Source organism: Couchioplanes azureus (assembly GCF_014648355.1).
GTDB classification, from domain to species: domain Bacteria; phylum Actinomycetota; class Actinomycetes; order Mycobacteriales; family Micromonosporaceae; genus Actinoplanes; species Actinoplanes azureus.
Genome location: NZ_BMQY01000001.1, coordinates 706,985 through 732,327, shown reverse-complemented (window position 1 = coordinate 732,327; position 25,343 = coordinate 706,985). Strand labels below are relative to the sequence as shown.

At 72.3% G+C, this 25,343-nt stretch carries 22 protein-coding genes and 1 tRNA gene; 15 read left to right on the top strand and 8 right to left on the bottom strand.

Annotated elements, in window-relative coordinates:
* Positions 1-227 precede the first annotated feature (227 nt).
* The gene (locus IEY99_RS03325; RefSeq protein WP_189199161.1) at positions 228-701 is read left to right on the top strand and encodes a DUF2231 domain-containing protein; all 474 of its coding nucleotides are present in this window, start codon (positions 228-230) and stop codon (positions 699-701) included.
* 415 nt (positions 702-1,116) lie between these two features.
* On the opposite strand, the gene IEY99_RS03320 is transcribed toward IEY99_RS03325, so the two are convergent.
* Positions 1,117-1,455, bottom strand: coding sequence for a translation initiation factor 2 (locus IEY99_RS03320; RefSeq protein WP_189199160.1), 339 nt, complete (start codon positions 1,453-1,455; stop codon positions 1,117-1,119).
* Positions 1,456-1,511: 56 nt separating this feature from the next.
* Here IEY99_RS03320 and IEY99_RS03315 point away from each other — a divergent pair, with 56 nt between their 5' ends.
* Positions 1,512-1,697 carry a hypothetical protein gene (locus IEY99_RS03315; protein ID WP_071803150.1) on the top strand — a complete coding sequence of 62 codons (186 nt, stop codon included), beginning with the start codon at positions 1,512-1,514 and terminating at the stop codon, positions 1,695-1,697.
* Between the two features lie 968 nt (positions 1,698-2,665).
* Entirely contained in the window at positions 2,666-2,860 is a 195-nt protein-coding gene (locus tag IEY99_RS33940) for a hypothetical protein (protein ID WP_229798271.1), read from the top strand.
* Positions 2,861-3,084: 224 nt separating this feature from the next.
* On the opposite strand, the gene IEY99_RS03305 is transcribed toward IEY99_RS33940, so the two are convergent.
* A complete protein-coding gene (locus IEY99_RS03305) occupies positions 3,085-3,708 on the bottom strand; it encodes a 5-formyltetrahydrofolate cyclo-ligase (protein ID WP_189199158.1) in 624 nt (207 codons plus the stop codon).
* 570 nt (positions 3,709-4,278) lie between these two features.
* The gene (locus IEY99_RS35180) at positions 4,279-4,425 is read right to left on the bottom strand and encodes a hypothetical protein (protein WP_373293276.1); all 147 of its coding nucleotides are present in this window, start codon (positions 4,423-4,425) and stop codon (positions 4,279-4,281) included.
* 129 nt (positions 4,426-4,554) lie between these two features.
* On the opposite strand from IEY99_RS35180, the gene IEY99_RS03300 reads away from it, so the two are divergent.
* The 6 genes from IEY99_RS03300 (at position 4,555) to IEY99_RS03275 (ending at position 10,507) form a co-directional block, all read left to right on the top strand.
* The gene (locus IEY99_RS03300; RefSeq protein ID WP_373293275.1) at positions 4,555-6,402 is read left to right on the top strand and encodes a sensor domain-containing diguanylate cyclase; all 1,848 of its coding nucleotides are present in this window, start codon (positions 4,555-4,557) and stop codon (positions 6,400-6,402) included.
* Between the two features lie 50 nt (positions 6,403-6,452).
* The gene (locus IEY99_RS03295; RefSeq protein WP_189199157.1) at positions 6,453-7,379 is read left to right on the top strand and encodes a UTP--glucose-1-phosphate uridylyltransferase; all 927 of its coding nucleotides are present in this window, start codon (positions 6,453-6,455) and stop codon (positions 7,377-7,379) included.
* On the top strand, positions 7,376-8,686 hold the full coding sequence (locus tag IEY99_RS03290) for a molybdopterin molybdotransferase MoeA (protein WP_189199156.1): 1,311 nt from the start codon (positions 7,376-7,378) through the stop codon (positions 8,684-8,686). Before IEY99_RS03295 ends, IEY99_RS03290 begins: the two co-directional genes overlap by 4 nt.
* On the top strand, positions 8,686-9,327 hold the full coding sequence (locus tag IEY99_RS03285; RefSeq protein ID WP_189199155.1) for a GNAT family N-acetyltransferase: 642 nt from the start codon (positions 8,686-8,688) through the stop codon (positions 9,325-9,327). Before IEY99_RS03290 ends, IEY99_RS03285 begins: the two co-directional genes overlap by 1 nt.
* A 129-nt stretch (positions 9,328-9,456) precedes the next feature.
* Positions 9,457-10,314, top strand: a complete 858-nt coding sequence (gene sepX, locus IEY99_RS03280; RefSeq protein WP_189199154.1) for a divisome protein SepX/GlpR — start codon at positions 9,457-9,459, stop codon at positions 10,312-10,314.
* A gap of 119 nt (positions 10,315-10,433) precedes the next feature.
* A tRNA-Ala gene (locus IEY99_RS03275) sits at positions 10,434-10,507 on the top strand.
* A gap of 61 nt (positions 10,508-10,568) precedes the next feature.
* On the opposite strand, the gene IEY99_RS03270 is transcribed toward IEY99_RS03275, so the two are convergent.
* Positions 10,569-10,961, bottom strand: a complete 393-nt coding sequence (locus IEY99_RS03270; protein ID WP_189199153.1) for a response regulator transcription factor — start codon at positions 10,959-10,961, stop codon at positions 10,569-10,571.
* 159 nt (positions 10,962-11,120) lie between these two features.
* Here IEY99_RS03270 and IEY99_RS03265 point away from each other — a divergent pair, with 159 nt between their 5' ends.
* The 4 genes from IEY99_RS03265 (at position 11,121) to IEY99_RS03250 (ending at position 14,538) form a co-directional block, all read left to right on the top strand.
* Complete coding sequence (locus IEY99_RS03265; protein ID WP_189199152.1) at positions 11,121-11,510, top strand: VOC family protein; 390 nt, start codon at positions 11,121-11,123, stop codon at positions 11,508-11,510.
* Between the two features lie 73 nt (positions 11,511-11,583).
* The gene (locus tag IEY99_RS03260; protein ID WP_189199151.1) at positions 11,584-12,345 is read left to right on the top strand and encodes a phosphodiesterase; all 762 of its coding nucleotides are present in this window, start codon (positions 11,584-11,586) and stop codon (positions 12,343-12,345) included.
* 76 nt (positions 12,346-12,421) lie between these two features.
* A complete protein-coding gene (locus tag IEY99_RS03255; protein WP_189199150.1) occupies positions 12,422-12,787 on the top strand; it encodes a VOC family protein in 366 nt (121 codons plus the stop codon).
* A gap of 515 nt (positions 12,788-13,302) precedes the next feature.
* Positions 13,303-14,538, top strand: coding sequence for a GAF domain-containing sensor histidine kinase (locus IEY99_RS03250; protein WP_189199149.1), 1,236 nt, complete (start codon positions 13,303-13,305; stop codon positions 14,536-14,538).
* 88 nt (positions 14,539-14,626) lie between these two features.
* Here the strand turns inward: IEY99_RS03250 and IEY99_RS03245 are convergent, their stop codons facing one another.
* The 3 genes from IEY99_RS03245 to IEY99_RS03235 form a co-directional block, all read right to left on the bottom strand.
* Positions 14,627-17,068, bottom strand: coding sequence for a bifunctional polysaccharide deacetylase/glycosyltransferase family 2 protein (locus tag IEY99_RS03245; RefSeq protein WP_189199148.1), 2,442 nt, complete (start codon positions 17,066-17,068; stop codon positions 14,627-14,629).
* Complete coding sequence (locus IEY99_RS03240; RefSeq protein ID WP_189199147.1) at positions 17,065-18,045, bottom strand: hypothetical protein; 981 nt, start codon at positions 18,043-18,045, stop codon at positions 17,065-17,067. Before IEY99_RS03240 ends, IEY99_RS03245 begins: the two co-directional genes overlap by 4 nt.
* A gap of 962 nt (positions 18,046-19,007) precedes the next feature.
* Entirely contained in the window at positions 19,008-20,594 is a 1,587-nt protein-coding gene (locus IEY99_RS03235) for a dolichyl-phosphate-mannose--protein mannosyltransferase (RefSeq protein ID WP_189199146.1), read from the bottom strand.
* A gap of 131 nt (positions 20,595-20,725) precedes the next feature.
* Here IEY99_RS03235 and rsmI point away from each other — a divergent pair, with 131 nt between their 5' ends.
* A complete protein-coding gene (rsmI, locus tag IEY99_RS03230) occupies positions 20,726-21,577 on the top strand; it encodes a 16S rRNA (cytidine(1402)-2'-O)-methyltransferase (RefSeq protein WP_189199145.1) in 852 nt (283 codons plus the stop codon).
* A 44-nt stretch (positions 21,578-21,621) separates the two neighbouring features.
* Here rsmI and IEY99_RS03225 read toward each other — a convergent pair whose 3' ends face one another.
* The gene (locus IEY99_RS03225) at positions 21,622-22,884 is read right to left on the bottom strand and encodes a hypothetical protein (RefSeq protein ID WP_189199144.1); all 1,263 of its coding nucleotides are present in this window, start codon (positions 22,882-22,884) and stop codon (positions 21,622-21,624) included.
* Between the two features lie 531 nt (positions 22,885-23,415).
* On the opposite strand from IEY99_RS03225, the gene metG reads away from it, so the two are divergent.
* The gene (gene metG, locus IEY99_RS03220; protein ID WP_189199143.1) at positions 23,416-25,209 is read left to right on the top strand and encodes a methionine--tRNA ligase; all 1,794 of its coding nucleotides are present in this window, start codon (positions 23,416-23,418) and stop codon (positions 25,207-25,209) included.
* The last annotated feature ends 134 nt before the right edge of the window (positions 25,210-25,343 follow it).

Genomic DNA, 25,343 nt, shown 5'->3' with positions numbered 1-25,343 from the left:
GCCGCTGTTGCTGAGGCTGCGACCGGTGGTGTCTGATGCCGACGTTGGGTTGCGGGGGCCATGGGGGCGCGGTGCTGACGAGCTTCGTGGCTGCAGAGTCTTACGCGGCCCGTCGTGCCGATGAACCGGATCGATCCGGTAAGCGTTAGCGCGAGCAGGGGGATGTTCCCGGCTCGAGTTGGCCCTAGGCTGGCGCCATGATTGTTTAACGTTCAAGGAGGCTGACCGTGTTCGACCAGATAAACGGCCTGCCCGTCCACGCCCTCGTGCTCCACGCGGCGGTCGTGTTCGTGCCGCTCCTGGCCCTGGTGGCAGTGGTTTACGCGTTCGTGCCGAACTGGCGGGCGAAGGTCGGCTGGGCGGCGATCCTGCTGGCCGTCGCTGCCCCGTCCTCGGCCTTCGTGGCCAAGCAGTCGGGCGCCGAGCTGCACGACCGCCTCGTCGCGAACGGAATGACCGGCCCGTCGCTCGCCAAGATCGATGAGCACGCGGGCTTCGGCACGATGACGTTCTACTACTCGCTCGCTCTGGGCATCGTGACTCTCGTCTTGGTGATCCTGACGCTCAGGACCGAGGCGCGCCGCCTGCCCCGGGTGGCCGACCTGGTTCTTGGGGTGATCGCGCTGGTGCTCGCCGCGGTGTCCGGTTACTACGTTTTCATGACCGGTGACTCGGGAGCGCAGGCAGTCTGGGGCTCTTAGTTCCGGCAATCGCCGTCCCGGCCGCCCTGTGGGGTGGCGGCCGGGACGGCGTCGCCTTTCAGGGCCACCGTGCCGGGCCGCGCCTTTCAGGACGATCCTCCCGGGGCCGCCTCTCGGGACCAGTCTTCCGGGGTCGCCTTTCCGGACCAGTCTTCCGGGGTCGCCTTTCCGGACCAGTCTTCCGGGGTCGCCTTTCCGGACCAGCCTCCCGGGATGGCCTCCCGGACCAGCCTCCCGGACCAGCCTCTCGGACCAGCCTTCAAGGGCCGTTTGCCGGTCGACCCGTCTACCCGTCTACCCGTCGACCGGCCTCCTGGTCGACCGACCTGCCCGTTGACCCGTTCGCCGGTCGACCCGTTCGCCGGTCGACCCGTTGCCGGTCGACCCGCGTGCCGGTCGACCCGCGCGGTCGACGTCAGAAGAGTGTGCGGGCGCAGAGCAGGAACATGACGATCAGAGCTATCGCGCCCGCCACCAGTCCGACGCCGTAGGTCATGGTCCGGGCCGCGCCTTCGGCGTCGTCCAGGGCTTCCATGTCCTGAGCCGGCATGCTTCGTGGCGGTGGTGGCTCCGACACGACCGGAGGGCGCCAGTGCGGAGACGCCGGCGCCGGGCGTGGAGGCCCCTCGTAGGCGGGCGGCTTGGGCTCGGGGGCGGGCGCCGGACGCTCGGCGCCGAACGGGTCTCCGGCCTCCGCGTCGGGCCGCTGCCAGTACGCGTCGTCATCGGATCCGGTCGAGGCGCTCACGTTCATCGACGCTACATCCATCGGGTGCCGACAGCTCGCGCGACGCGGCTTACCCTCATACCGTGGACATCCTTGACGAACCCGACCGCGACGCCGACGCCGAGCGCACCGTGGACTTCGAGTCCGAGGAGACGCCGCTGCTCCCGGAGCAGACCCGCGACGACACGGAACGAGGCTGGGGATACAGCAGCTCCGCCGATTCCAACGACGATCGGCTGCTGGAGGACCGGCCGCCGCACTGGGGCTGACCAGGGCGGAGCCGACGGGTTCCGTGAGGGCCCAGGTGCTCGGGTCATGTCGCCCGGTGGGTCCTTGGTGTGAAGGGTGGGCGGGGACGCGTCCCGCGGCCGGGCATGGGCGGTAAGGACGTCCAGGGGTCGGCCACACGTCGCCGGGCCCGACCATGCCAGCGCTGCGGCCGTTGCCAGCAGCGCCGCCAGTGCGGCCAGGCGGAGCAGGAATTTTCCCGCTCGCCTGCGCCGGCGTACCGGAGCGAGGTCGGGTTCTGGACGGGTCTTTTTCGGAGTGAGCCACACGCCGCGAAAGCTAGCGGTCTCCAGGCCATGGAGGAGCGGGGCCTGTGGATAACTGCCGGTTGTGGATAACTCCGAGGATCGTGTGCCCGGCCGGTAGAAAGGAATGGCACGCGGCGTTCCGGCCGTCGAGGCGCCATACCGAGATGAGGACCGAGCTCGGCTCAGGGTGGAGCTGAGCTGGAAGATGACGAGCTCAGCAAGCCCCTGAGTCCAGGCAGAGCGCTCCTGGGCTCAGGCTGGCTTCAGCTCGGCTGGTGCTTGCTCACCCCGTGCCTGCGCTCAGGCCGTGCCTGCGCTCAGGCCGTGCCTGCTCGGGCGGTGTGAGGCAGCCGGCGCCTGAGCAGGACGACACGCGAGCTCGGGCGGACGACAGTCACTCAGGCGGGCCCGTCAACCGGGTGGACGTCAGCCCGGGCGTCAGCTCTGGTGGGACGTCAGCCCGGGCGTCAGCTCTGGTGGGACGTCAGCCCGGGCGTCAGCTCTGGTGGGACGTCAGCCCGGGCGTCAGCTCTGGTGGGACGTTGGCTCCGGGCGGGCGTCAGCTGGGTGGACGTCAGCTCGGCGGGCGTCGGCTGGGTAGGCGTCAGCTATCCAGGCGGGCGTCCGCTGATGGTGGACGTCAGCTACCCGGGCGGGCGTCAGCTGGTGGACGTCTGTTCGGCGGACGCCTGCTGGGGCGGGTGTCAGCTCAGGCGGGTGTCGACGCGGTGGAGGGCGTCTTCGCCGGAGCGGGCGAGGGAGAGGGAGAGGAGGCCGCTGGTGTCGACGTGGTGGATGACGTCGAGGACGACTCCGACTTGCTGTCGGACGACGAGGTCGAGGACGTCGTCGACTTGTCCGAGCTGCCGTTGCCCGAGCGGGAGTCGTTGCGGTAGAAGCCGGAGCCCTTGAAGACGATGCCGACCGAGTTGAAGACCTTGCGGAGCTTGCCGTTGCAGGCCGGGCACTCGGTCAGTGCCGGGTCGGAAAAAGACTGCACCCTCTCGAGCTGCTCCCCGCACTCGGTGCATGCGTACTGGTACGTGGGCACTGGTCCTCCGCGTCGCTCTCGATTGCTGGCACTCGCCGACTACGAGTGCCAATGCTGCGTCATCGGAGTTTATTTCGTCCAGTCCAGGCTTTCGTTGAGGCCCTCGGCAGGTGTGATCGTGGCGCGTACGCGGCGGTCGTGCGGCTCGGCCGGGACCTCGGCGAGGAGCTCTCCGTCGTGCAGCAGGGCGACGGTGAACGCCGAATCGGGGACACGGGCGAGGGCGCGGTCGTAGGAGCCGCCGCCCCTGCCCATGCGGACACCACGGCGGTCGACGGCGAGCGCGGGTACGACGACCAGCTCCGCCTCGGAGACGGCTGCGGTGCCGAGCCGTGGCTCCGCCGGCTCGAGGAGTCCGCGCGGGCCGGGACGCAGGGACGACGGGCCTTCGTAGGGTGCCCAGTCCAGGTCGCCGTCCGGCAGTAGGACGGGCAGGAGCACCGAGGCCGTGGGTGCTGCGCGGCGGAGCGCCTCGGGGAGATCCGGGCCGCCGGGTTCGGCGCCGATCGGCGCATAGGTGGCGATGACTGTGGGTGATTGGCGGCGTACGAGGGCTTGGAGGGTCTGCTGGACCCGTCCGGCCGCTCGAGAGAGGGTTTCGGGCGTTCTTGATCTACGCAAAGCTAGGAGTTGACCGCGGAGAGCCACCTTCGCGGCTCCGGGGCTTTCCGCATCACGGGTGAAATCGGACATGCAACACCCCCTTTGTAAAACCGGCAAACGGTGCGCACTATGTCAGCATCGCTCCAAAGAAGGCCGCTTCCAGGAGGTCGTGTGACTCTGCGTGGCCGACTCACTACGGCCTTTCTGGCGGTCGTGCTCGGCCCGGTCCTGCTCGGATCCTTCTTCGTGGGGATGACCGTGTCCACGGTGAGCCGGGAGCGGACGGTCGAGCGGCTCGATCATGCCGCAACCACGGTACGGAGTGCGATGGGTGCCTTGTGCGGTCAGCTCCAGGCGGTGGCCGACGCCGTCGCGGTGCTCCCCGAGGACGCCAGGAGGTCGGCAGCGGATCAGATGGTGACCCGGGGGCTGGCCGCCGAGGTCCGGATCCTGAGCCCCGCCCCGGTAGGCGGAGGCCCATCCGGGCACGGCGAGCCCGAACGCGGGCAGGCCGACGACGGCAACGAGAAAGTGGGCGGGAAAGCCGAGGAAGCAGCGAGAGAGGGCGCAATAGGGCAGCAGCCCGTAGTAGGAGAGCAGACGGCGGCGGGGCAGCAGGGGGCGGCAGGGCAGCAGGCGGCGGCGGAGCTGCACGCGGCGTCAGGGCAGCGGGGCGCGGTAGGGCAGCAGGGCGCGGCGGGACAGGACGCGATAGGGCAGCAGGGCGCGGCCGGGGAGCAGGGCGCGGCGGGACAGGGCGCGGCGGGACAGGGCGCGGCAGCGGAGGGTGAGGCAACCGAGGGCCACGCGGGGAAGGGCGAGGGTCCGGCAGCGGGACCCCAGGGCAGCCAAGGCCGAGCCGAGGAGCGCGACTGCGCAGGCCCCCCCGCAGCCGCAACCCCCGGTGCGAGCATCACCGCCGTCACCGCGAGCGCTGTGGAGGGCGATGTCGCCGTTGTCGCCGTGGCCCGGGCGGACCAGGACTTCATCCAGCGCCTCGCCCACACCAGCGGCGCCGCCGTCGGCCTGAACCGCAGTGCCGCCGATGCGTGGACAACCGTGCCGCGCGGCGGGGTGTCGGCGCGGGCGATCGCGAGCGGTCCCGGCCAGCCCCTTCCGCTTGTCGTCGCGGTGCCGGGGCGGACGCCGTTCCCGCTCTACGCCCTGCTCGTCGCCGCCGTCTTAATCGTGGCCGGTGTCGCGATCGTTGTCGCGCGGTGGCTCGCGCGCTCCACCACCCGTCCGCTCGAGGAGCTCGCCTGGGCCGCCGGCAAGGTCGCCGACGGCGAGCTCGGCGTACGGGTGCCGGTGCGGCGGGACGACGAGATCGGGCGGCTCGCGGGGACCTTCAACCGGATGACGCGTGAGCTGCAGGCGTACGTGCAGGCGCTCACCGCCAGCCGTGACCAGCTCCGCGGGCATCTCGCCATCCTGGGCGACACCCTCTCCAGCACCCACGACGTGGACCGCATCCTCCGGGTGATCCTCCGGACCGCCCTGTCCGCGAGCGGTGCCCGGGCCGGGATCGTGCTGCTCACCGATCCGGCCACCGGCGATCTGGTCGCCCGGTGTGCCGAGGGGCTCACCGGGCGGTGGGACGTGCCGGACGACGAGCTGCCCACGCTGCGGGTGCCGCGCGGGCGCGGGATTCTCGGTGCCGTCGCCGCCGGTGGGGAACCGCGCCGCGGGTTCTGCGGCCTCGGGGGCGGCGTCGTCGACGAGCCGGCCTGCCGGACGTACGTGGCGGTGCCGATCTGTGCGCCGGCGACCGCGGGTGATCCGCTGGTGCCGCCGGAGTGGGACACGGCGGGGCATCCGGCCACGCTGGGGGTGCTCGCACTGTACGACCGGCTCGGCACCGACGAGTTCGACGACGCCGACCTGCTGATGCTGCGTACCTTCGCCGGGCAGGCCGGGGTCGCCGTGCACAACGTGCGGATGCACGAGGAGGCGCAGCGGCTTTCGCTCACGGACCCGCTCACCGGCTTGTGGAACTACCGTTACCTGCGGGAGTCGTTGCGCCGCGAGGTGGAGCGGGCCAACCGGTTCGGGCGGATGCTCACCGTGCTGGTGCTGGATCTCGACCACTTCAAAGAGGTGAACGACCGGTACGGGCACGCCGCCGGGGACGCCGTGCTGGGAGAGTTCGCGCGGCGGGTCCGGCTGGGGCTTCGGGAGGTCGATGTGGCGTTCCGGCAGGGCGGTGAGGAGTTCGTGGTGTTGCTGCCCGAGACCGACGCGTACGGCGGCATCATCGTCGCCGAGCGCCTCGGGGCCGCGGTGCGCGACCATCCGGTGGTGATCGATGGCGGGCGGTCCGGCTCGGTCGGGCGGTCCGCCGCCGAACGGGTGGCGATCAGCGTCTCCATCGGGATCGCCGTGTATCCCGAGCACGGCGCGTCGGCCGAGCGGGTGCTCGCCGCCGCCGACGACGCGCTGTACGCGGCGAAGAACGCGGGCCGGGACACCTACCGACTCGCCGAGGCCCAGGTCCCCACCGAGGGCGCGGCCGGCACGCCGCCGCAGGCCGGCGACGCTGGGATTCCTTGCGAGGCGATGCGGCCGGCAGACACCGGCGGGACCCCTCCCGACGTGACGCGGGTGGGCAGCAGTGCGGAAGCTTCCGCCGAGACGACGCTGGCAGCGGGTGGTGCCGGACGAAGCGCTCCTGTGACGCAGGCATCGGTTTCGGAGGGAGTCGACGAAGGGCAATTCGACCATCCGGAATCCATGCCGGGCGCGTCCGGCGGGCCACAACCGCCGCGGCAGAGCCGTGGCCGATAGTCTCGCGGAATGTCCGGGCACGAACTCAGCAAAGGTGCGGTGACCCTCACATGACCACGCAGGCGCAGGCGACCGGCCGTCGGGCCGTCAAGGCCGTCATTCCGGCGGCCGGGCTGGCCACCCGATTCCTTCCGGCCACCAAGGCCGTACCCAAGGAGCTGTTGCCGGTCGTGGACCGCCCGGTCCTTCAATACATCGTGGAGGAGGCGGCGGCCGCGGGAATCACCGACGTGCTGCTGGTGACCGGGCGCGGCAAGACCTCCATGGTCGACCACTTCGACCGGCGGCCCGACGTGGAGGCGCGGCTGGAGGAGAAGGGCGACACCGAGCGGCTCGCCGCAGTTCGCCGCACCAGTGAGCTCGCCGACATCTACACCTGCCGGCAGGGTGAGCCGCTCGGCCTCGGGCACGCCGTCGGGGTGGCCGCCTCGCACGTCGGCGACGAGGCCTTCGCCGTGCTGCTCGGTGACGAGTTCGTCGCGGAGGACGATCCGCTGCTGCCGGCCATGCTGGACCTGCAGGCCGAGACCGGCGGCATCGTCCTCGCGTTCATCGAGGTCGCACCCGAGGAGACCAGCCGCTACGGCATCGCGTCCGTCGAGCCGGAGCCGGGCCGCCCCGAGGGCGTGGTGAAGGTCACCGGCCTGGTCGAGAAGCCGTCGCCCGCCGAGGCGCCGAGCAACCTGGCGGTCGTCGGGCGCTACGTGCTGCCCGCCGCCATCTTCGAGGCCATTGCGCAGACCAAGCCGGGCAGCGGCGGCGAGATCCAGCTGACCGACGCCATGGCCCAGCTCCTCGCCGACGGGGTGCCGGTGCACGGCATCGTCTACCGCGGGCACCGCTACGACACCGGGATGCCGCTGGGCTACCTGCAGGCCGTGGTTCAGCTGGCGGCCCAGCGGCCCGACGTCGGCCCCGAGTTCCGCCGGTGGCTGACCGACTTCGTGGCCACGCACATCGGCGGTGCCCAGGGATGACAGCCACGGCCGATGCCGAGGCGGCCGCCAACGAGCTGATGCCTCTCGCCGAATACCTGGGCAGCGTGCTGCGCAGGCTTCGAGCGCTGCCTCCGCTCGACCTCGACCTCACCCAGGCGCACGGCAACGTCCTCGCCAACGACGTGCTGGCCCCGCACCCGTACCCCGCCTTCGACCAGGCGGCGATCGACGGGTACGCGGCCCGCTGGGAGGACCTTGCCGCCGCCGGGCGGATCGGTTCGCACCCGTCCTTCGGCGCGTTCGAGGGCGGGCTGCGCCCGGTCCGGCTCAACGTCGTCGGAGACCTGGGTGCGGCCAGCTGGCGGCCGGTCCGGCTGACCCCGGGAACCTGCTTCTCGGTGGCGGCGGGCGCTCCCCTGCCGCTCGGCGCCGACGTCGTCGTGCCGGTGCACTGGACCGACCAGGGCATGGCCGCGGTGGAGATCCTGCATGCGCCGAAACGCGGATCCGGGGTACGGCGGGCCGGGGACGAGCTGCCCGTCGGGCGGGTGCTGGCCTCCGCCGGCTCGTACGTGACGCCCGCGATGGTCGCCGTGTTCGCCGCCTCCGGCATCGGGCACGTGGTCGTGCGGCCCAGCCCGCGGGTGGTCGTGGTGGCCACCGGTGACGAGCTCGTCGACGTGGGCCGGCCCAGCCAGCCGGGGCAGGTGGTGGACGCCAACTCGCACGCGCTCACCGCCGCCGCGGTCGAGGCCGGCGCGCTCGCGTACCGGATAGGCATCTGTGACGACGACCCGGAGAGCCTGCGGGGGTTGCTCGAGGACCAGACCCTGCGGGCCGACCTGATCATCACCACCGGAGGCACGGGTACGGGGCCGGGCGACATGCTCCGCCGCGTCCTCTCCCGGCGCGACCACGGGCGCGGTGCGGTCGAGTTCACCGACGTGGCGCTCTGCCCGGGCGCCGCGCTCGGCTTCGGCACGGTCGGCGGCGAGGAGGTGCCGGTCGTCTGCCTGCCGGGTGAGCCCGGTGCGGCCCTGATCGGTTTCGAGGTGCTCGCCCGGCCCGTCATCCAGCTGCTCGCCGGCTCCGAGCCCGTCTTCCGGCCCAGCGTCAAGGCACACCTGCTCGAGACGGTCTCGTCGCCCGGCGGGCTGCGCGAGTTCCGTCCCGCGCACGTCGCCGAACGGCGCGGCGGCGGCTATACGGTCCAGCCGCTCGCCGGTGGGCCGTACACTCTCTCCGGCCTGGCCGAAGCCAACGGTCTGCTGGTGCTGGGCGAGCGGGTCACCGCGGCCGCGGCCGGGTCGACCGTCGACGTGTTGCTGCTCGACCGGAGGCGATGATGTGGGGGTCCATGCCCGGATGGCCTGCCGTCCTGGCGGACGGACCCGTGGTGCTCCGGCCCTACCGCCGCGGTGACGCGCGGGCCTGGTCGGAGGTCCGCGTCGCCAACGAGGCGTGGCTCAGCCCGTGGGAGTCGGCACCGCCCGGGCCGTGGGCGGACATGAACTCGCCGCGGGCCTACCTCTACGTCTACCGGGACATGAAGCGGGCCGCGCGGCGCGGCGACAGCATGCCGTTCGCCGTCTGCCTGCGGCAGGACGACGGTGAGGAGCGCCTGGTCGGCCACATCAACCTCGGCAGCATCGTGCGCCGGGCGTTCGGTTCCGCGTACGTCGGCTACTGGGTCGATTCCCGCGTCGCCGGTCGCGGCGTGATCCCGACGGCCCTGGCGCTCGCCGTGGACCACGCGTTCGGGCCGGCCGGGCTGCACCGCGTGGAGATCAACATCAGGCCGGAGAACGGGCCCAGCCGGCGGGTCGTCGAGAAGCTCGGGTTTCGCGAGGAGGCGTACCACCCGCGCTACATGCACATCGACGGCGCCTGGCGCGATCACCTCGGGTATGCCATGACCAGCGAGGAGGTCGCGAGTGAGGGCGGCCTGCTGGCGCGGTGGCGCAGGTTGCGTACCACAGCAAAATGATCATCCAAGGCTCACCGGCCCGGCGCGGCGCGGCGATTTCCGCAGCTCTCGCCCGTAATCTCGGGGAGATTGCGACTTTTTCGTGACCGGGCGTCGCCAGCTCGGCACGGTCTGAGGCTGACGGGAGGGGTGAGGGTGCCGACCTCGGTGCTCCTCGCCGTCCTCGCCGCGGCCGGGTTGCTCGCCCTCGCACCGGCCCTCGTCCGCCGGTACGACGCCACCGAGCGCCTGGCCGCGGAGCGGGCGTCGTCGACGGCTCGGGTGCTGCAGCGCCGCCGTCGGCTCCGCACCGTGCCCGGACGCCGACCGGTCAACCCCGGTCGCCAGTACATGGTTACGTCGCGGACCCTAACGGGTGATCTCCCGCCGGACACCGCCGTCCCGGCGCCCGCGGCCCCGGTGTCCGGGGCTCCCGACTCGGCCGCGCCGGCGTCGGGTGCCCCTCTCCCGGGCGCGCCGGTGTCCGGCCCGCCGGCCCGGCGGCTGCGCGTGGTGCCGTCGCGGCGCCCGGTACGCCGCCGTCCGCTGCGCCGGCAGACCCCGGCCGTGGTCCGCCGACGCCGGGTCTTCGCCGCCCTGCTGCTGCTCAACGTGATCGAGCTGGTCGGCGTGCTCGCGGTCGGCCCGGGATTCTGGATCAGCTTCGCGGTGACCGGCACCCTGCTCGGCGTCTACCTGGTGCACCTGCGCAACCGCGCCATCGCGGACCGCCGGCGCCGCCGGATCGAGGCACGCGAGGCCGCCTGGCTGGCGGCGCGGCAGGCGGAGGTGCGGCGCGAACAGGCCCGTCGGGCGGCCGCCCGCAGAGAGGCCCAGCGCCGACTCGCGGCCCAGCGCGAGGCGGTCCGCCGTACGGCGATGGGCCTGGACCGCGACTCCTCCGAGCTGCCGGCGGCGGTCAACGGCGCGTCGGTCTCCTACCGTCGTGCCGGAGGGCTCCGCGGCCGCGCCTACGAGGCCGGCGGCCGGGGCGCATACCCGGCCTGACGGGGAGCCGGGCGGGCGGATGCCCGGCCGCAGACGAGGATCGCCGCCGCCACGCGGAGGGGGTGATTCGCGGGGCGGGCGGGGGACCTGTTAGCCTAGCTGCGGTCCTGAGGGACCGGGGGGCTGTGGCGCAGTCCGGTAGCGCACCTCGTTCGCATCGAGGGGGTCTGGGGTTCAAATCCCCACAGCTCCACCCCAACGCAAAGGCCATCTCCGTTCGCCGGAGATGGCCTTTCGTCGTTCCGGCCCCGCGGTCAGGCGGCGGGGGTCAGCTTGCGGCGCTCGATGGCCTGCTGGAGCTCGGCGACCAGGCGCCGGGGCGACAGGGGCTTCGCCAGGTAGCCGTCCGCGCCCGAGCCGAGGCCCGCGTTGATGTCGTGCATGTGCGAGTTGGCCGAGACCATCAGCACCGCCGCGTTGCTGACCTCCGGGTTGCTGCGGACGAGCTGGCACAGTTCCATGCCGTTGAGGGCCGGCATCCGTACGTCGGTCACGATGCCGACCGGGCGGGCGACCTTGATGATGCGGGCCGCGGTGCTGCCGTCCTTGGCGCCGACCGTGGTGTAGCCCGCCCGTTCCAGGGCGAACGTGATCATGTCGCGCAGGTCCGGGTCGTCCTCGGCGACGAGGATCAGGTTCTCGTTCATGGTTGCTGACATCGGCGGGCCCGGGCGATCCGGCAGCAAGATCCGGGTTGCATCCGGGGAGTAGCCGCGGGGGTCGGTATGGTCTTTGTGACACATCGATCACGCTGAGGATCCGCGCGTCCTCGTGGCATTGCCCGGCCGGGGTAGCAGACTGCACGAATGCTGGGACGAAACTCATCGCACTTCTGGGGCGTGGTGCTCGAGACTCCCGATCCGCTGGCGCTGGCGGAGTTCTATGCGGCCCTGATGGACTGGAAGATCGTCAAGGAGGAGCCGGACTTCGTGGCCGTGGCACCTCTCGGCGATCACGTCGAGTACCTGGCCTTCCAGCGCTCGCCCGACTACGAGCAGCCGACGTGGCCCAACAAGGCGCACAAGCAGCAGATGATGATGCATCTCGACATCGAGGTGCCCGATCTGGAATCCGCGGTGAAGAGCGCCACGGCGGCGGGCGCGACGGAAGCGGATCATCAGACCCAGGACACCGTACGGGTGATGCTCGATCCGGACGGGCACCCCTTCTGCCTGTACGTCGACACCGAGGCCTAGGTCGTCATTTTTCCGTTGTAGTGGTTACGACCGATCGGTTGACCGGCGGTCAGGGCACCGGATCATCAGCGATATGACCTCGTTCATCGCTCAGCTCAGCGACTCTCACCTCACCACCGGGCCGTTGGGGGGCGGTCCGGCTGCCGGCCTCCAGCTCGCCCTGGCCCGCGTCATGGCGCTCGATCCGCGGCCCGACTGCGTCGTCGTCACCGGCGATCTCACCGACAACGGCCGCGAGGAGGAGTACGCCGCCCTCAAGGAGGTCATCGGCGACTTCCCGCTGCCACTGCACCTGACCACCGGCAACCACGACGACCGGGACGCCATGGTCAAGGCGTTCGGTGGCGAGCCCTTCTACGCCGTGGACTATCCCGGGTTCACGCTGGTCGCGCTCGACTCGCTGATCCCCGGCTCGCCGGCCGGGCGGCTCGGTGCGGACCAGCTCGAGTGGCTCGACGCGGTGCTGGCCACGCGCCCGGGAGTGCCGGCGATGATCGCGCTGCACCATCCGCCGATGCCCATCGGCATCCCGTTCCTGGACGGCATGCGCCTGCTCGACGGGGACCGGCTGCGCGAGGTCGTCTCCGCGCACGACAACGTCGCGCGGATCATGGCGGGGCACGTCCACCGGCCGGTCACCGCCGCGTTCGCCGGCTCGGTGTTGACCGTGGGCCCGAGCACCTGGCGTCAGGCCGGGCTGCTGCTGAGCTCCGACGCCCCACCCGGGTACGTGGCGGAGCCCACCGGCTTCCTGTTGCACATGCTCTCCGGCGACGACTGCGTGACCCACACCGTCCAGGTCAGCCACGCCGCTGCTCTGCTCGGCGCATACTGACCGCCGCTCGGCGCAGCGATCATCGAAGTGTCGTACCCCCGCTATACGGTCGATGTTCAGCGGGAAGGGGAGACCGATGATCGACCACGTCGTTCTCGGGGTGCATCACCTCGACGAGAGCCGGCACTTCTACGAGCATGCCCTGCGTCCGCTCGGTCTCAAGGTCGTGATCACCGGACCCGAGATGATCGGTTTCGGGGACGACAGCGGACGGCCGTTCTTCTGGCTGGCCGTGCGCGAGCCGACGCACCGGGTGCACGTGGCGTTCACGGCGGCGGACCGCGCGGCGGTCGACGCCTTCCACGCCGCGGCGCTGCACGCGGGCGGGGTCGACAACGGTCCTCCGGGGCTGCGGCCGCATTATCACGAGAACTACTACGGCGCGTTCGCGTTCGACGCGGACGGCAACAACATCGAGGCGGTCTGCCACCGGCCGGCCTGACCGCACCGGCGGTCGCACCGGCGGTCGCACCGGCGACCTCGACGGGGGACTGGCCGCGGGACGGCGATCCGCTGCCGGTGAGCGACGGCACCAGCGCTGCTGCCGTCAGCGGTCGCGCCGAGGGTGAGGGCTGCGCGGGGCGTGGTGGTGGCGGCCGTAAGTTCGCGGGCCGCGCGGGGCGCGCGGGGCGCGGTGGTCGCGGGCCCAAGTTCAGGGGCTGCATGGATCGTCGTGGTCGCGCAGGAGTGGGCGGCGCGGGATCGTCCAGGTCGCGGGCGAGTGGGCGGCGCGGGATCGTCGTGGTCGCGCAGGAGCGGGCGGCGCGGGATCGTCCAGGTCGCGGGCGAGCGGGGTTGGGGGCGTCGTGGTGGTCGCGGCTGGGAGGCCGGGGGCGCTGCGCGGGTCGTCGGGTCCGGCCGAGCCGATGACGGGTGACAGCGGGAGCAAGATGGCCGAAATGCCAGTATTGCTACTTCTGGGTGGTACCTCTGTAGTCAGTCTCGGAGGTGACCGCCATGCAAGCGCCCCTGCCCACGAACGAAGCCGACCGGCTCGCCGCCCTTTATGAACTCGACATTCTCGACTCCGCACCCGAGAAGGACTTCGACGACATCGTCGCGCTGGCCTCCACGGTGTGCGGCGTACCGACGGCCCTCGTCTCGCTCGTCGACGCCCATCGGCAGTGGTTCAAGGCGCGGATCGGCACCGATCTGGCGGAGACCCCGCGCGACCAGTCGTTCTGCGCCCACAGCATTCTGGGCAAGGACCTGATGGTCATTCCCGACCTGACCCAGGACGAGCGGTTCGCCGATCATCCGGACGTCGTCGGAGACCGGGGGTTCCGGTTCTACGCCGGTGCGCCGCTGATCACCACGGGCGGGTTCGCGCTCGGCTGCCTGTGCGTCTTCGACACGCATCCGCGGCGGCTCGACGGCGAGCAGCTCCAGGCCCTGCGCGCGCTGGCGCGGCAGGTCACGTCTCAGCTCGAGCTGCGGCGGTATGCCTCCACGCTGGCCAACACCACGGCCCGCCTGCAGGAGCTGGAGCGCCGCAAGGACGATCTCGCCGGGCTCGTCGGTGGGAAGCTGCGCGCGCCGCTGCGGCTGATGCGGTCGTACCTGGCCGACCTCGGCAACAAGGGAGTGCACGACCCGGAGCTGGCCGACCTCGTGGGCCGGGCCACCGCCGCGCACGTGCGCGGGCTGACCGACCTGCTCGACCACCTGGCCTCCATGGCCGAGGTGGGGCACGGCGCCGACAGCCTGCACATGCGCGAGATCGACCTGACCCGGCTCACCCAGCGGGCGGTCGAGGCGGTGCGGCCCATCGCCGCCAGCAAGCAGATCTGGATCCTCAACCACGCCGGCGGGCCGTCGCTGCCGATCATCGCCGATCCCGTACGCCTGGAGCAGGTCCTCATGCAGTTGCTCTTCGCCGCGGTGAAGTACACGCCGGCCGGCGGGCGGGTACGCGTCGGCACCGAGATGGAGTCGGGACCGGCGGTGCGGCTGGACGACATGGATATGCCGGACGGTCTGCGTCCCGACCTCTTCCCGCACCTGTACTACGGCACGATCTCCCACCCGACCGCGGAGCCCGGACCCGACCAGGGCCTGGCCGTGGCGAAACGCATCCTCGACGCCCACCACGCCACGGTCGCGCTCTCCGACCGCCCGGGTGACGGCACGTCTCTGCACGTGGTCTTCCCCATCGCGGAGAAGGAGAGGGAGCTGGAGCTGGTCGGCGTGTGACGGCTCGTTGCGGATCCGCTCCCGCCCGGCTGCAGTTCGGGCGGGAGCGGACCCGTTCGGGGGGTGACGCGGTCCTGACGCGAGCCCGTCAGGACCGTCCGGACACCCCCCGGGCCCCGTGCGTGAAGCCGGGGCCGGAGCCGCCGCCCGGGGGCGAGCCGGCCGACGGAAGATCTTCGGGCGGCAGGACGAGGCCCTGCGGGTTCGGGCTCTGCGCCGGCACCGGCGGGCGGGCCGTCGCCCGGCCCGCCGCCGGATGCGTTCCCGGCGGCCGCTGGTCGCGGCTCGGCGGCCAGGTGTCCACGGCCGGGGCGACGCTCTGCTGCGGCAGGATCACCGTGTTGCCGGCGGGCACGGCCTGGACCCCGGTCAGCCCGGCCCGGTGCAGCTTGTGCCAGCGCAGCCGGGCGCCGGTCATGGCGGTCAGCGCGGACTGGATCAGCACCAGGTACATCAGCTGCCGGTACGCGAACTGCTGCAGCGGCAGCCGCCACAACGGCCGCAGCGACTCCCGGTCGAACCGGAACGCGACCGCCGCGGTGAACATCTGCAGCGCCAGCATCCCGAGCCAGGCCGCGACCGTGGCGCCCAGCTCCCAGAACACGATGCCGTACAGCAGCATGATGTCGACCACCGGCGCGAGCATCGGCAGCGCCACCCCGAAGAGCGCGAGGAACGGCAGCCCGACCCGGCCGAAGCGGCCCGAGTCGCCGGTGTCGGTCAGCGCCCCCCGGTGCTTCCACATCGCCTGCATGGTCCCGTAGCTCCAGCGGTACCGCTGCCGGTAGAGCTGTTCCAGCGTCGCGGGCGCCTCCGTCCACGCCCGGGCGCGCTCCTCGTAGACGACCCGCCAGCCGGCCCGGCACAGCGCGATCGTCACGTCGGTGTCCTCGGCGAGCGTCTCGTCGCTGATCCCGCCGACCTCGGCCAGCGCCGTACGCCGGAACGCCCCGATCGCCCCGGGCACGGTCGGCATGCAGTTGAGCACCTCGTAGAGCCGGCGGTCGAGGTTGAAGCCGATCACGTACTCGATGTGCTGCCAGGCCGAGACGATGTTCTCCCGGTTGCCGACCTTGACGTTGCCGGCGACCGCGCCGACCGCCGGGCTGGCGAACGGCTGCACCAGCATCCGGATCGAGTCGGGCTCGAAGATGGTGTCGCCGTCGACCGTGACGACGATGTCGTGCCTGGCCAGGGCGATGCCGGTGTTCAGCGCGTTCGCCTTGCCGCCGTTGGGCACCCGGATCACCCGTACGTTGCTCAGCTGGAGGCGCTCCACGAGGTCGGCGGTGCCGTCGGTGGAGCCGTCGTCCACGACGACCACCTCGATGTCCGGGTAGTCGCCGCCGGCCAGCGACCGGACCGCCGCCTGGATGCCCGCCTTCTCGTTGTAGGCGGGCACGATCACCGACACCGGCTCGGTCACCGGCGGACCCCAGGTGAAGGTCTTCTTGCGGCGCTGCCGGGCATGCCGGGTCGCGAGCAGCAGGAGCAGCAGCGTACGGGCGACGGTCAGCGAACCCACCACGAGGAAGAGCGCGGCGATCGCCCAGACCAGCCCGTCGGCGACCCGTACGGTCCACAGCAGCGCCGTGCCCCGCCAGCGGTCGGTGCCGTACGCCTCCGGGTTGACCGGCAGCATCGGCACCGTGGCGAGCGATTCGCTCTCCTGCTGGGAGATGGCGAGGTTCATCCCCTCGGTGACCGTGGTGAAGGAGTACCCGCGGGCCTTCATCATCGGGATGAAGGCCCGCAGCGCCGCGACGGTCTGCGCCCGGTCGCCGCCCGCGTCGTGGAAGAGCACGACCGCGCCGGCGTCGCCGGCCGGGGTGGCGTTGCGCACGATCTGCTCGACGCCCGGGCGCCGCCAGTCCTCGCTGTCCAGGTCGTTGACCACCACCAGGTAGCCGTGCGCGCCGGCCTCCTTGATGATCCGCCAGTTAACGTCGTCGATGGCCTGCGGCTTCGACGAGTACGGGAACCGGGCCAGGTTGGTCCGTACGTTCGCGGCGCGGGCGATGGCGACCTGGGTCTGCGACAGCTCGAGGTCGCGCCGCCACGACGCGATGCGCTGCAGGTTCGGGTGGGTGAAGGTGTGCAGGCCCAGCTCGCTGCCCTGTTCGGTGATCCGCCTGGTCAGCTCGGGGTGCCGGGCGACCTCGGAGCCGACCACGAAGAAGGTGCCGTGCGCGCCGTTCTCCTCCAGCACGTCCAGGATCTGCGGCGTCCACCTCGGATCGGGGCCGTCGTCGAAGGTCAGCGCGATGGTCTTCGCGGGCAGCCGGCTCGAGCTCTCCTGGCCGCCGGTGGTGTTGATGACCGGCCCGCCGCCGCGGATCGCGGCCGGCACGCCGGCCTGGTCGCCCACCTCGGACTCGACGTGGTCACCCTTGAACTCGGCGTTGACGTACGCCTGCACGATCAGGACGCCGACGAAGAGGCCGATCAGGAGCACGCCGAGCATGATCCGGGGGCGCGGGAGGATCCGGCGCCGGGAGCGGCTGCGGTTGCGGTTGCGGGGTTTGCTCATCGGGGCGCCTCGCCGGCGGGAGCGGTCCCGGCCCCACCGGCTTCCTCGGCGTCCTGGGCGGGCTCCCCGGCAGGCTGGGCGACGGGCCGCTCGGCGGGCGCGGCGGCCGGTTCGTCGGTGTCGGCCGGGTCGCGGTTCGCGATGGCGGGCGGTGGCGGCGGGTCGCTGGAGCGGTCGTCCGAACCGCCGGCTGATCCGCCGCTGCCGCTGCCGACCGCGCTGCCGCCCGCACCTGCGCTGGTCGTGCCGCTTCCGCTGGTCGTACCGGCGCCGCCCGCGGTGCCGCCGCTTCCGGTGGGGGCGCTGACCTCGTCGTCGGAGTCGCCGTCGTCGCTGCCTGTGCCTGTGCCTGTGCCGCCGCCGGTGCCGCCGGATCCACCGGTTCCGGGAGGGATCGGCGGGGCCGGCGGCACCGGGTCGGCCGGGGCGGTCGGCGTGCCGGTGGGCGGCACGGTCGGCCCCGGGGTGGTGGGCTTGGTGGTGCCGGACTCGACCGGCTTGGCCGCGGTCGGCGAGGTGGCCGGCTTCGTGGTCCGCCTCGCGGTCGGTGTCCGCGTGGGGCGCGCCGCCGGAGCCACCGACCGCGGCACCACGCCGGACTCCACCGTGTGCCGGGTGGCCGGCAGGTTGCGCTGGGGGAAGATCTCCATCACCGGTCGGGTGCTGGGCACCGCGGTGAACGGGTCCGGCGTCGGGCTGGGCCGGACCGCGGCGACCGCCTTGTCGTCGCCGTCCGCGAGGTCGGGCAGGGGCAGGACCGCGCTCGGGCTGACCGGACCGCCGGCGAGGCTGACGCTGATGAGCCCCCCGTAGGCCATGCAGAGGGCACCGAAGCCGTACGCGACGCGCCGCAGCAGACGCCGGCGGCGCCCGGTCGAGTCGACGAACACCGGCGAGGGATGCGCGACGACGATCACCTCGGTGTCCGGGATCTCGGCGTCGGCGAAAAGCTGGGTGTCAGGCTCCTGCAATGTCACGCGGCGAGCTTAGGAACATCTACGAAGATCATGATCCGTCTCACCCCATCAGATGACGTCCATATGCGGTAGGGAAATCATCCGAAACGGTGAGCGCCTGCGTTTGACCTGATCAGCGAGGTGTGCGCCGCGGATTCGCGGTCCGCTCTGACCTGCGGTGAAAGGCGGCGAGCTAGAAGGTTACGCGAATTTACCGAAGCATCAGGTGTCGCATTCTCGACTCCCGGCCGGGCCATTTTCCGAGAGGTATTCGCCAATGGATAAGTGCCTTAAAGGGCAATATAGCCTTATGCCCGGTTTGCGGCAATGAGGGGGAGCGCGGAGCGGTTCCGGAGCCGCCCGCCCCGGCGCCCGGCGGCGGGCGGCGCTCATGGGGCCGGCGGCGGCGCTGCGGTGTGGTGGATCATTCCGCCGCCGTGCCGCGCCCGACCGGATCTCATCGCGGGGAGAAGATTCCGACAACCGACGGACTCCACCCGTTGTGTCCGCCAACGACGCTCGTTAAGCTTCATCTTGCGCGCCCCTATCGCCCGCTTCCCCCGTGGCAGGCGATCGGGGCGTTGCCTATTCCGGTCGTCGACCGACCGCCCGTCGAGCCGCCGCGCACCCGTGGCGGCTTTTCCGTGCCCGATGGCCCGGTGCCAGGTCGTGCCGGGTCCTGTGTCGGCTCGTGCCGGGTCCTGTGTCGGCTCGTGCCGGGTCCTGTGTCGGCTCGTGCCGGGTCCTGTGCCGGCTCGTGCCCAGATCCCGTGCCGGCTCGTGCCCAGGTCCTGTGCCGACGGTGGTGCCAGCGGGGCTTCGCACCCCGGCGGCGCAGCGCGGCAGGAACGACCGCCCGCGGGCCACGGGCCGTTGCCAGCGGCGGGCCGGCGCGCCGCGTCAGCGCCGCGCCGGGGACGCAGTGCACGCCTCGCAGCGCCGCTGTCAGGGCGTGGATCCGAGCAAGCCCGCCGCGACTCCGCTCAGATCCAGCGGCTGCCCAGCCACATCCGCGCCGACCAGTCCTCGTACGGAAGCAGCTGACCCACGAAGATCGGATGGAAGTACGCGAAGCACAGCGCGACGAGCAGCACGTACACCCCGGCCACGATGGTGCCGATCAGCTGCCGGTCCGTCCGTCTCGCTCCCGCGGCGGTGCCGGCCGGCGGGGTCATGACGGCGCCCAGCGCGTAGACCACCGCCAGGATCAGGAACGGCAGCGCCGGCATCACGTAGAACGTGAACATCGTGCGGCCGTCCACCAGGGCGAAGTAGAACCACGGCAGCAGGCCCGCGACCACGCCCGTACCGATGGCGAAGGCCCGCCAGTCGCGGCGGGCGATGCCGAACCAGAGCAGGGCCCCCAGAGCCGGCAGGAACGACCACCACAGCAGCGGGGTGCCGAGCAGCAGGATCTCCGCCGCGCAGCTCGGGGCGCCGCAGTTGCCGTTGCCGTTCCAGTAGAACGCGACCGGCCGGCCCAGCAGCAGCCACTGCCACGGCCACGACTGGTAGACGTGGCGGTCGGTCAGGCCGCTGTGGAACGTGTACGCCTCGTGGTGGTAGTGCATCAGGTTGAGCAGGGCGCCCAGGAAAGGCGGCTCGTCCAGGCCGTTGGCCTCGCGGTAGTGGCGGAAGTAGCCGCTGTCGGTGACGAACCAGCCGGTCCAGGAGGCGAGGTAGAAGATCACCGTGAGGGTGAAGCTGAGAATCAGGTAGCCGAGGTCGCTCGCGATGCCGGAGAGCACCGGGCGGCGCATGCCGGCCGAGCGCCGGGCCTGCGCGCGCCAGACGACGACCAGCAGGCCGAAGAACGGCGCGAAGAACAACGCGCTCCACTTCACGCCGCAGGCGAGCCCGAACGTGACGCCCGCGGCGAGCAGCCACCACGGGAAGACGAAGATGCGGCCGTGGGGTCCGGTCGGGTCGTGGCCGCCTTCCAAAGCCGCGAGCCAGCGCCTGCGGTAGTGGTCACGGTCCAGCACGAGGGCCGCGAAGGTCATCAGGATGAACAGCCCGAGGAAGACGTCGAGCAGCGACGTCCGGGACAGCACGAGCTGGAAGCCGTCGAGGGTCATCAGCAGGCCTGCCGCGCCGGCCAGCACGATCGAGTGGAACAGCCGGTAGGCGACGCGGATCAGGACGAGGATCATCAGCGTGCCGGCGACCGCGGCCGGGAAGCGCCAGCCGACCTCGTTGTTGCCGAACGCCATCTCGCCGAGGGCGATCAGCCACTTGCCGAGCGGCGGGTGCACCACGTACGCCGGCCCGTTGGTCTTCTCGTCCCACTCGACCCCGTGCTGGAGCATGTCCCACGCGTCGGTCGGGTAGTAGACCTCGTCGAAGATGTAGCCCTTCGGGCGGTTCAGCCCGACCAGCCGCAGCACCGCGGCGATGGCCACGATGACGGCCGTGACCAGCCACGAGTACGGATTCAGCCAGTTGTCGAGCGTGCTCAGCCGGCGCCGTACCGCGTCCGGGACGCCGCGCACGCCGCCGGCCCCGTCGCCGGGGATCTCGTCCGCGGGCGGTGGGCTCGGGGTGTCAGTCTCCGCTGTCGCCGAAGTCACCCCGCGATCGTAGGCCGCGAGTCCACGAACCGGCGTCTGCCGGCCGCGGCCCGTCGCGGATGTGATGGAGCCGGGTGACCTGTCCCGGGTGCGGACCGTCGCCCTCGACGACGATGTGATGGACTCGGGTCGTGGACGAGAACGCGGCAGGTCGGGTCGTGCTGGTCGGCGCGCCGCTGGGCAACGTCGGCGACGCCTCGGCCCGGCTGCGCGAGGTGCTGGCCGGCGCCGACGTGGTCGCCGCCGAGGACACCCGCCGGCTGGCCCGGCTGGCCCGCGACCTCGGCGTCGCGGTCGGCGGGCGGATCGTGTCGTACTTCGAGGGCAACGAGGAGCGCCGTACCCCCGAACTGGTCGACGCCCTCCGCGGCGGCGCGGTCGTCGCCGTCGTCACCGACGGCGGCATGCCCAGCGTCTCGGACCCGGGATACCGCCTGGTACGCGCGGCGCTGGACGCCGGTTTCCCGGTGACCGCCGCGCCCGGCCCGAGCGCGGTGACGACCGCGCTCGCGCTGTCCGGCCTGCCCAGCGACCGGTTCTGCTTCGAGGGCTTCCTGCCGCGCGGTGGCTCGGGACGCCGGTCGCGGTTGCGCGAGCTCGCCGCCGAGTCGCGGACGCTGGTGTTCTTCGAGGCGCCGCACCGGATCGCCGGCATGCTCCAGGACCTCGCCGGGACGTTCGGCGCCGAGCGGGAGGCCGCGGTCTGCCGGGAGCTCACCAAGACCTACGAGGAGATCCGCCGCGGTCCGCTCGGCGAGTTGGCCGGCTGGGCGGCCGAAGCGGGACCGCGCGGCGAGATCACGGTGGTCGTGGCCGGCGCGAGCGCCGGACCGGCCGAGCGGCCGGCCGACGAGGACCTGCGGGCGGCCGTGGCCGAGCGGGAGGCGGGCGGCGCCTCGCGGCGGGACGCGGTCCAGGCCGTCGCCGACGCGTACGGGCTGCGCAGACGCGAGGTCTACGAGCTTGTCCACGCCGCCCCGTAGGCGGCGAAGCTCAGTAGGCGGCGAAGCTCAGTAGGCGGCGACGCTCAATAGGCGGCGAGGAGGAAGCCGGCCAGCAGGGCGAGCGGGCCGGCCAGGCTGAGCAGTAGCGCGCCGCGCCGGGAGCGGGCGGTGCCGAGCCGTCGCGCCCCGGTGAGGCCGGCGATGCCGAGCCCGCACAGCAGCACCAGCACGAAGCCCAGCGACCAGCGCAGGTGCACCAGGACGCTTGCCTCCCCGGCGTACGCCTGCCGGCTGTCCTGGCTGACCATCCGCGCGGAAGCGACCGAGCCGGTGGCCCGCTGTGCCGGCTCGACGCCGAACAGGGCGATCGTCGGCACGGTGTAGCGGCCGTCGGCCGAGGTGAACTGCCCGGAGCAGCGCTGGGTGACGCCGTCGCCGGTGCACCGGGCGATCGTCGCGGTGCCGGCGTGGCCGTGCCCCACCGCCAGCCAGAACGGTTCCGCGCTGACCCAGGAGAAGAAGGTGGCCACCAGGGCGAGGGCGAGCAGTGCCAGCAGGCCGCTGACCGGCCGGCGGGGATCCCGCGGCTTGCGCCGGGGCGGCCGGCCGGCGCTGGGCCGGGGATCCCGCGCCGGTGGCGCGGGGCGCTGGTCGTCGCTGAGCCAGAACGGCGAGGTCTCGAGGAGGGCGGACGTGCGCTCGGCGCGTACCCGGTCCTGCAGGGCCCGGTCGGCGCGGGCCTGGTCGTCCCGGGCCTTTCCGGGGGTTCCCTGACCGGGCACGGGCCCCCGGTCCAGGGCCACCGTCGGCCGGTCGCGCTCCGGTTCCGGAAGGATCATCACATCGGGTACGGCGGCAGCGGCCGGCTCGCTCGCGGGTACGGCGGCGAGCAGGTCCACGATCGTGGGTTCCTGGTCCGCGCTCCGGCGGGGCTGGTAGGCCGCGACCGTGCCCTCGGTGTTGAAGCGTCCGGCATCGATCTCGTCGTGGTCGCGTTCGGCCGCCTTCCCGGCGTCCGCGGACTCGGCGGGCCGCTCGAGGGCTGCCGTGGCGTCCTGCACGCCGGCCCGGTGCGCCTCGGCCGCCTCACCGCTGTGCCGGGTGGTGCTCACCGCCTCCGCCGGCGGCCCGGCGACCTGCGGCGGCTCCATCGCGGGCTCGGTGGCGTGCGGCTCCAGCGGGAGTTTGATGGCGCGCGGCCCCGTCGTGGATTCGTTGGCGCGCGGCCCCGTCGTGGATTCGTTGGCGCGCGGCTCCAGCGGGGGTTCGGCGGCGCGCGGCTCCGAGGTGGGTCCGGTGGCGCACGGCGGCGCCGTCGGGCGTTCGGTGGCGCGCGGCGGCTCCATCGTGGGCTCCGCGGCGGCGGCTGGCGGCTCCATCATCGGCGCGGTCGGCGCGGCGGGCGCGGTCGGCGTGACGGGCGCGGTCGGCGTGACGCGCGCCGATGCCGGGGGCGAGGACGCCGCCGGGGCGGGGTGTGCGGCTCGGACCGTCGGTGACGGCGCGGCCGGTGCCGGGTGTGCGGCTGGGGCCGTGGGTGACGGCGCGGCGGGGGCCGGGTGCGCGGCGGGGGCCGTGGGTGACGGCGCGGCCGGTGCCGGGCGGCGTTGGTGCCTGGGCTGGGGGCGGGTGTGGGCGTCCGCGGGTTTGGGTTTCGCCTCCGTGCACCACCAGGCGCCGGTGCCGGGGTCGTTCCAGGACCACGGGTTTCCCTCGGTGCGCGGCGTTTCCCCAGGCTGCGGCGCGTCTCCGGTCATGGCTCCCATTGGACTACGCGGCTTGCCGCGGTTCCGGGAGATGACGGGCGTGTCGGAGCAAAAAGGGCGGATGCCTATCCGTTCGCGGGGCGCGCCGCGGAGTCACTACGCTTGGACGTCATGAGTCACGTTCTCGCCGCGGTCGCCTGGCCCTACGCCAACGGCCCGCGCCACATCGGTCATGTCTCCGGCTTCGGGGTGCCCTCCGACGTGTTCAGCCGGTTCATGCGGATGTCCGGCCACGACGTGCTCATGGTCTCGGGCACCGACGAGCACGGCACGCCGATCCAGGTGCAGGCCGACGCCGACGGCGTGACGCCCCGGGAGCTCGCCGACCGCTACAACCGGGTGATCGTCGAGGACCTGCACGGCCTCGGGCTGTCGTACGACCTCTTCACCCGCACGACCACCCGCAACCACTACGCGGTCGTGCAGGAGCTGTTCACGGGGTTGCACGAGAACGGCTACATCGTCGCCAAGACGACGCTCGGCGCGATCTCGCCGTCGACCGGGCGCACCCTGCCCGACCGCTACATCGAGGGCACCTGCCCGATCTGCCGCTACGAGAGCGCCCGCGGCGACCAGTGCGACAACTGCGGCAACCAGCTCGACCCCGAGCAGCTGATCGACCCGAAATCGCGGATCAACGGCGAGACCCCGGAGTTCGTCGAGACCGAGCACTTCTTCCTCGATCTGCCGGCGTTCGCCCAGGCGCTGGGCAAGTGGCTGGACACCCGCGAGGGCTGGCGCCCCAACGTGCTGAAGTTCTCGCGCAACCTGCTCGACGACCTCCAGCCGCGGGCCATCACCCGGGACCTGGAATGGGGCGTACCGATCCCGTTGGACGCCTGGCGGGACCGCGCCGACAAGCGCATCTACGTCTGGTTCGACGCGGTCATCGGCTACCTGTCGGCGTCCATCGAGTGGGCGCGGCGCTCCGGCGACCCGGAGGCGTGGCGCAAGTGGTGGTCGCCCGGCGCGGGCGGCGACTCGCGGGGCTACTACTTCATGGGCAAGGACAACATCGTCTTCCACTCGGTGATCTGGCCGTCGCTGCTGCTCGGCTACTCGGGCGAGGGCGACAAGGGCGGCAAGCCGGGCTCGCTCGGCGCGCTCAACCTGCCGACCGAGGTGGTCTCGAGCGAGTATCTGACCATGGAGGGCCGCAAGTTCTCCTCGTCCCGCAAGGTCGTCATCTACGTCCGCGACTTCCTCGAGCGGTACGACGCCGATGCCCTGCGGTACTTCATCGCCGCGGCCGGGCCGGAGTCGAACGACACGGACTTCACCTGGTCGGAGTTCGTGCGGCGCAACAACGACGAGCTCGTGGCCGGCTGGGGCAACCTGGTCAACCGGTCGATCTCGATGGCGGCGAAGAACTTCGGCGCCGTCCCCGAGGCCGGCGAGCTGACCGCCGACGACCGGGCGCTGCTCGAAGTGGCCCGCTCGGCCTTCGCCACCGTGGGCGACCTCATCGGCAAGCACCGGCAGAAGGCGGCCATCGGCGAGGCGATGCGAGTCGTCGCGGAGGCGAACAAGTACCTCTCCGAGCAGGCGCCGTGGAAGCTCAAGGACGAGGCCTCGAAGCCGCGGATGGGCACGATCCTGCACGTCGCGCTGCAGGTCGTGCGCGATGCCAACACGCTGCTCACCCCGTTCCTCCCGCATTCCGCGCAGAAGGTGCACGAGCTGCTCGGCGGCACCGGGGTGCACGCGCCGATGCCGTCCATCGTGGAGGTCGACGATGTGGACGGCGGCCCGGGCTACCCGGTGCTGACCGGTGACTACACGGGCGGCGCCCGGTGGGAGTCGGTGCCGCTGGTGGCCGGCACGCCGCTGGCCGCACCGAAGCCGGTCTTCCGCAAGCTCGACCCGTCCGTGGTGGAGGAGGAGCTGGAGCGGCTCGGCTCCTGAGGCAGGCCCCGAAGCCCACCGGCGGCGCGTCGGTGGGCTTCGCCATGTCCGGGCGAGAAGGGGATTGATCGGCGTAGCGATGATCATGTACCTTCGGCGCCGACCACGGGGGAAACGTCTGCGTTTCATCGGTA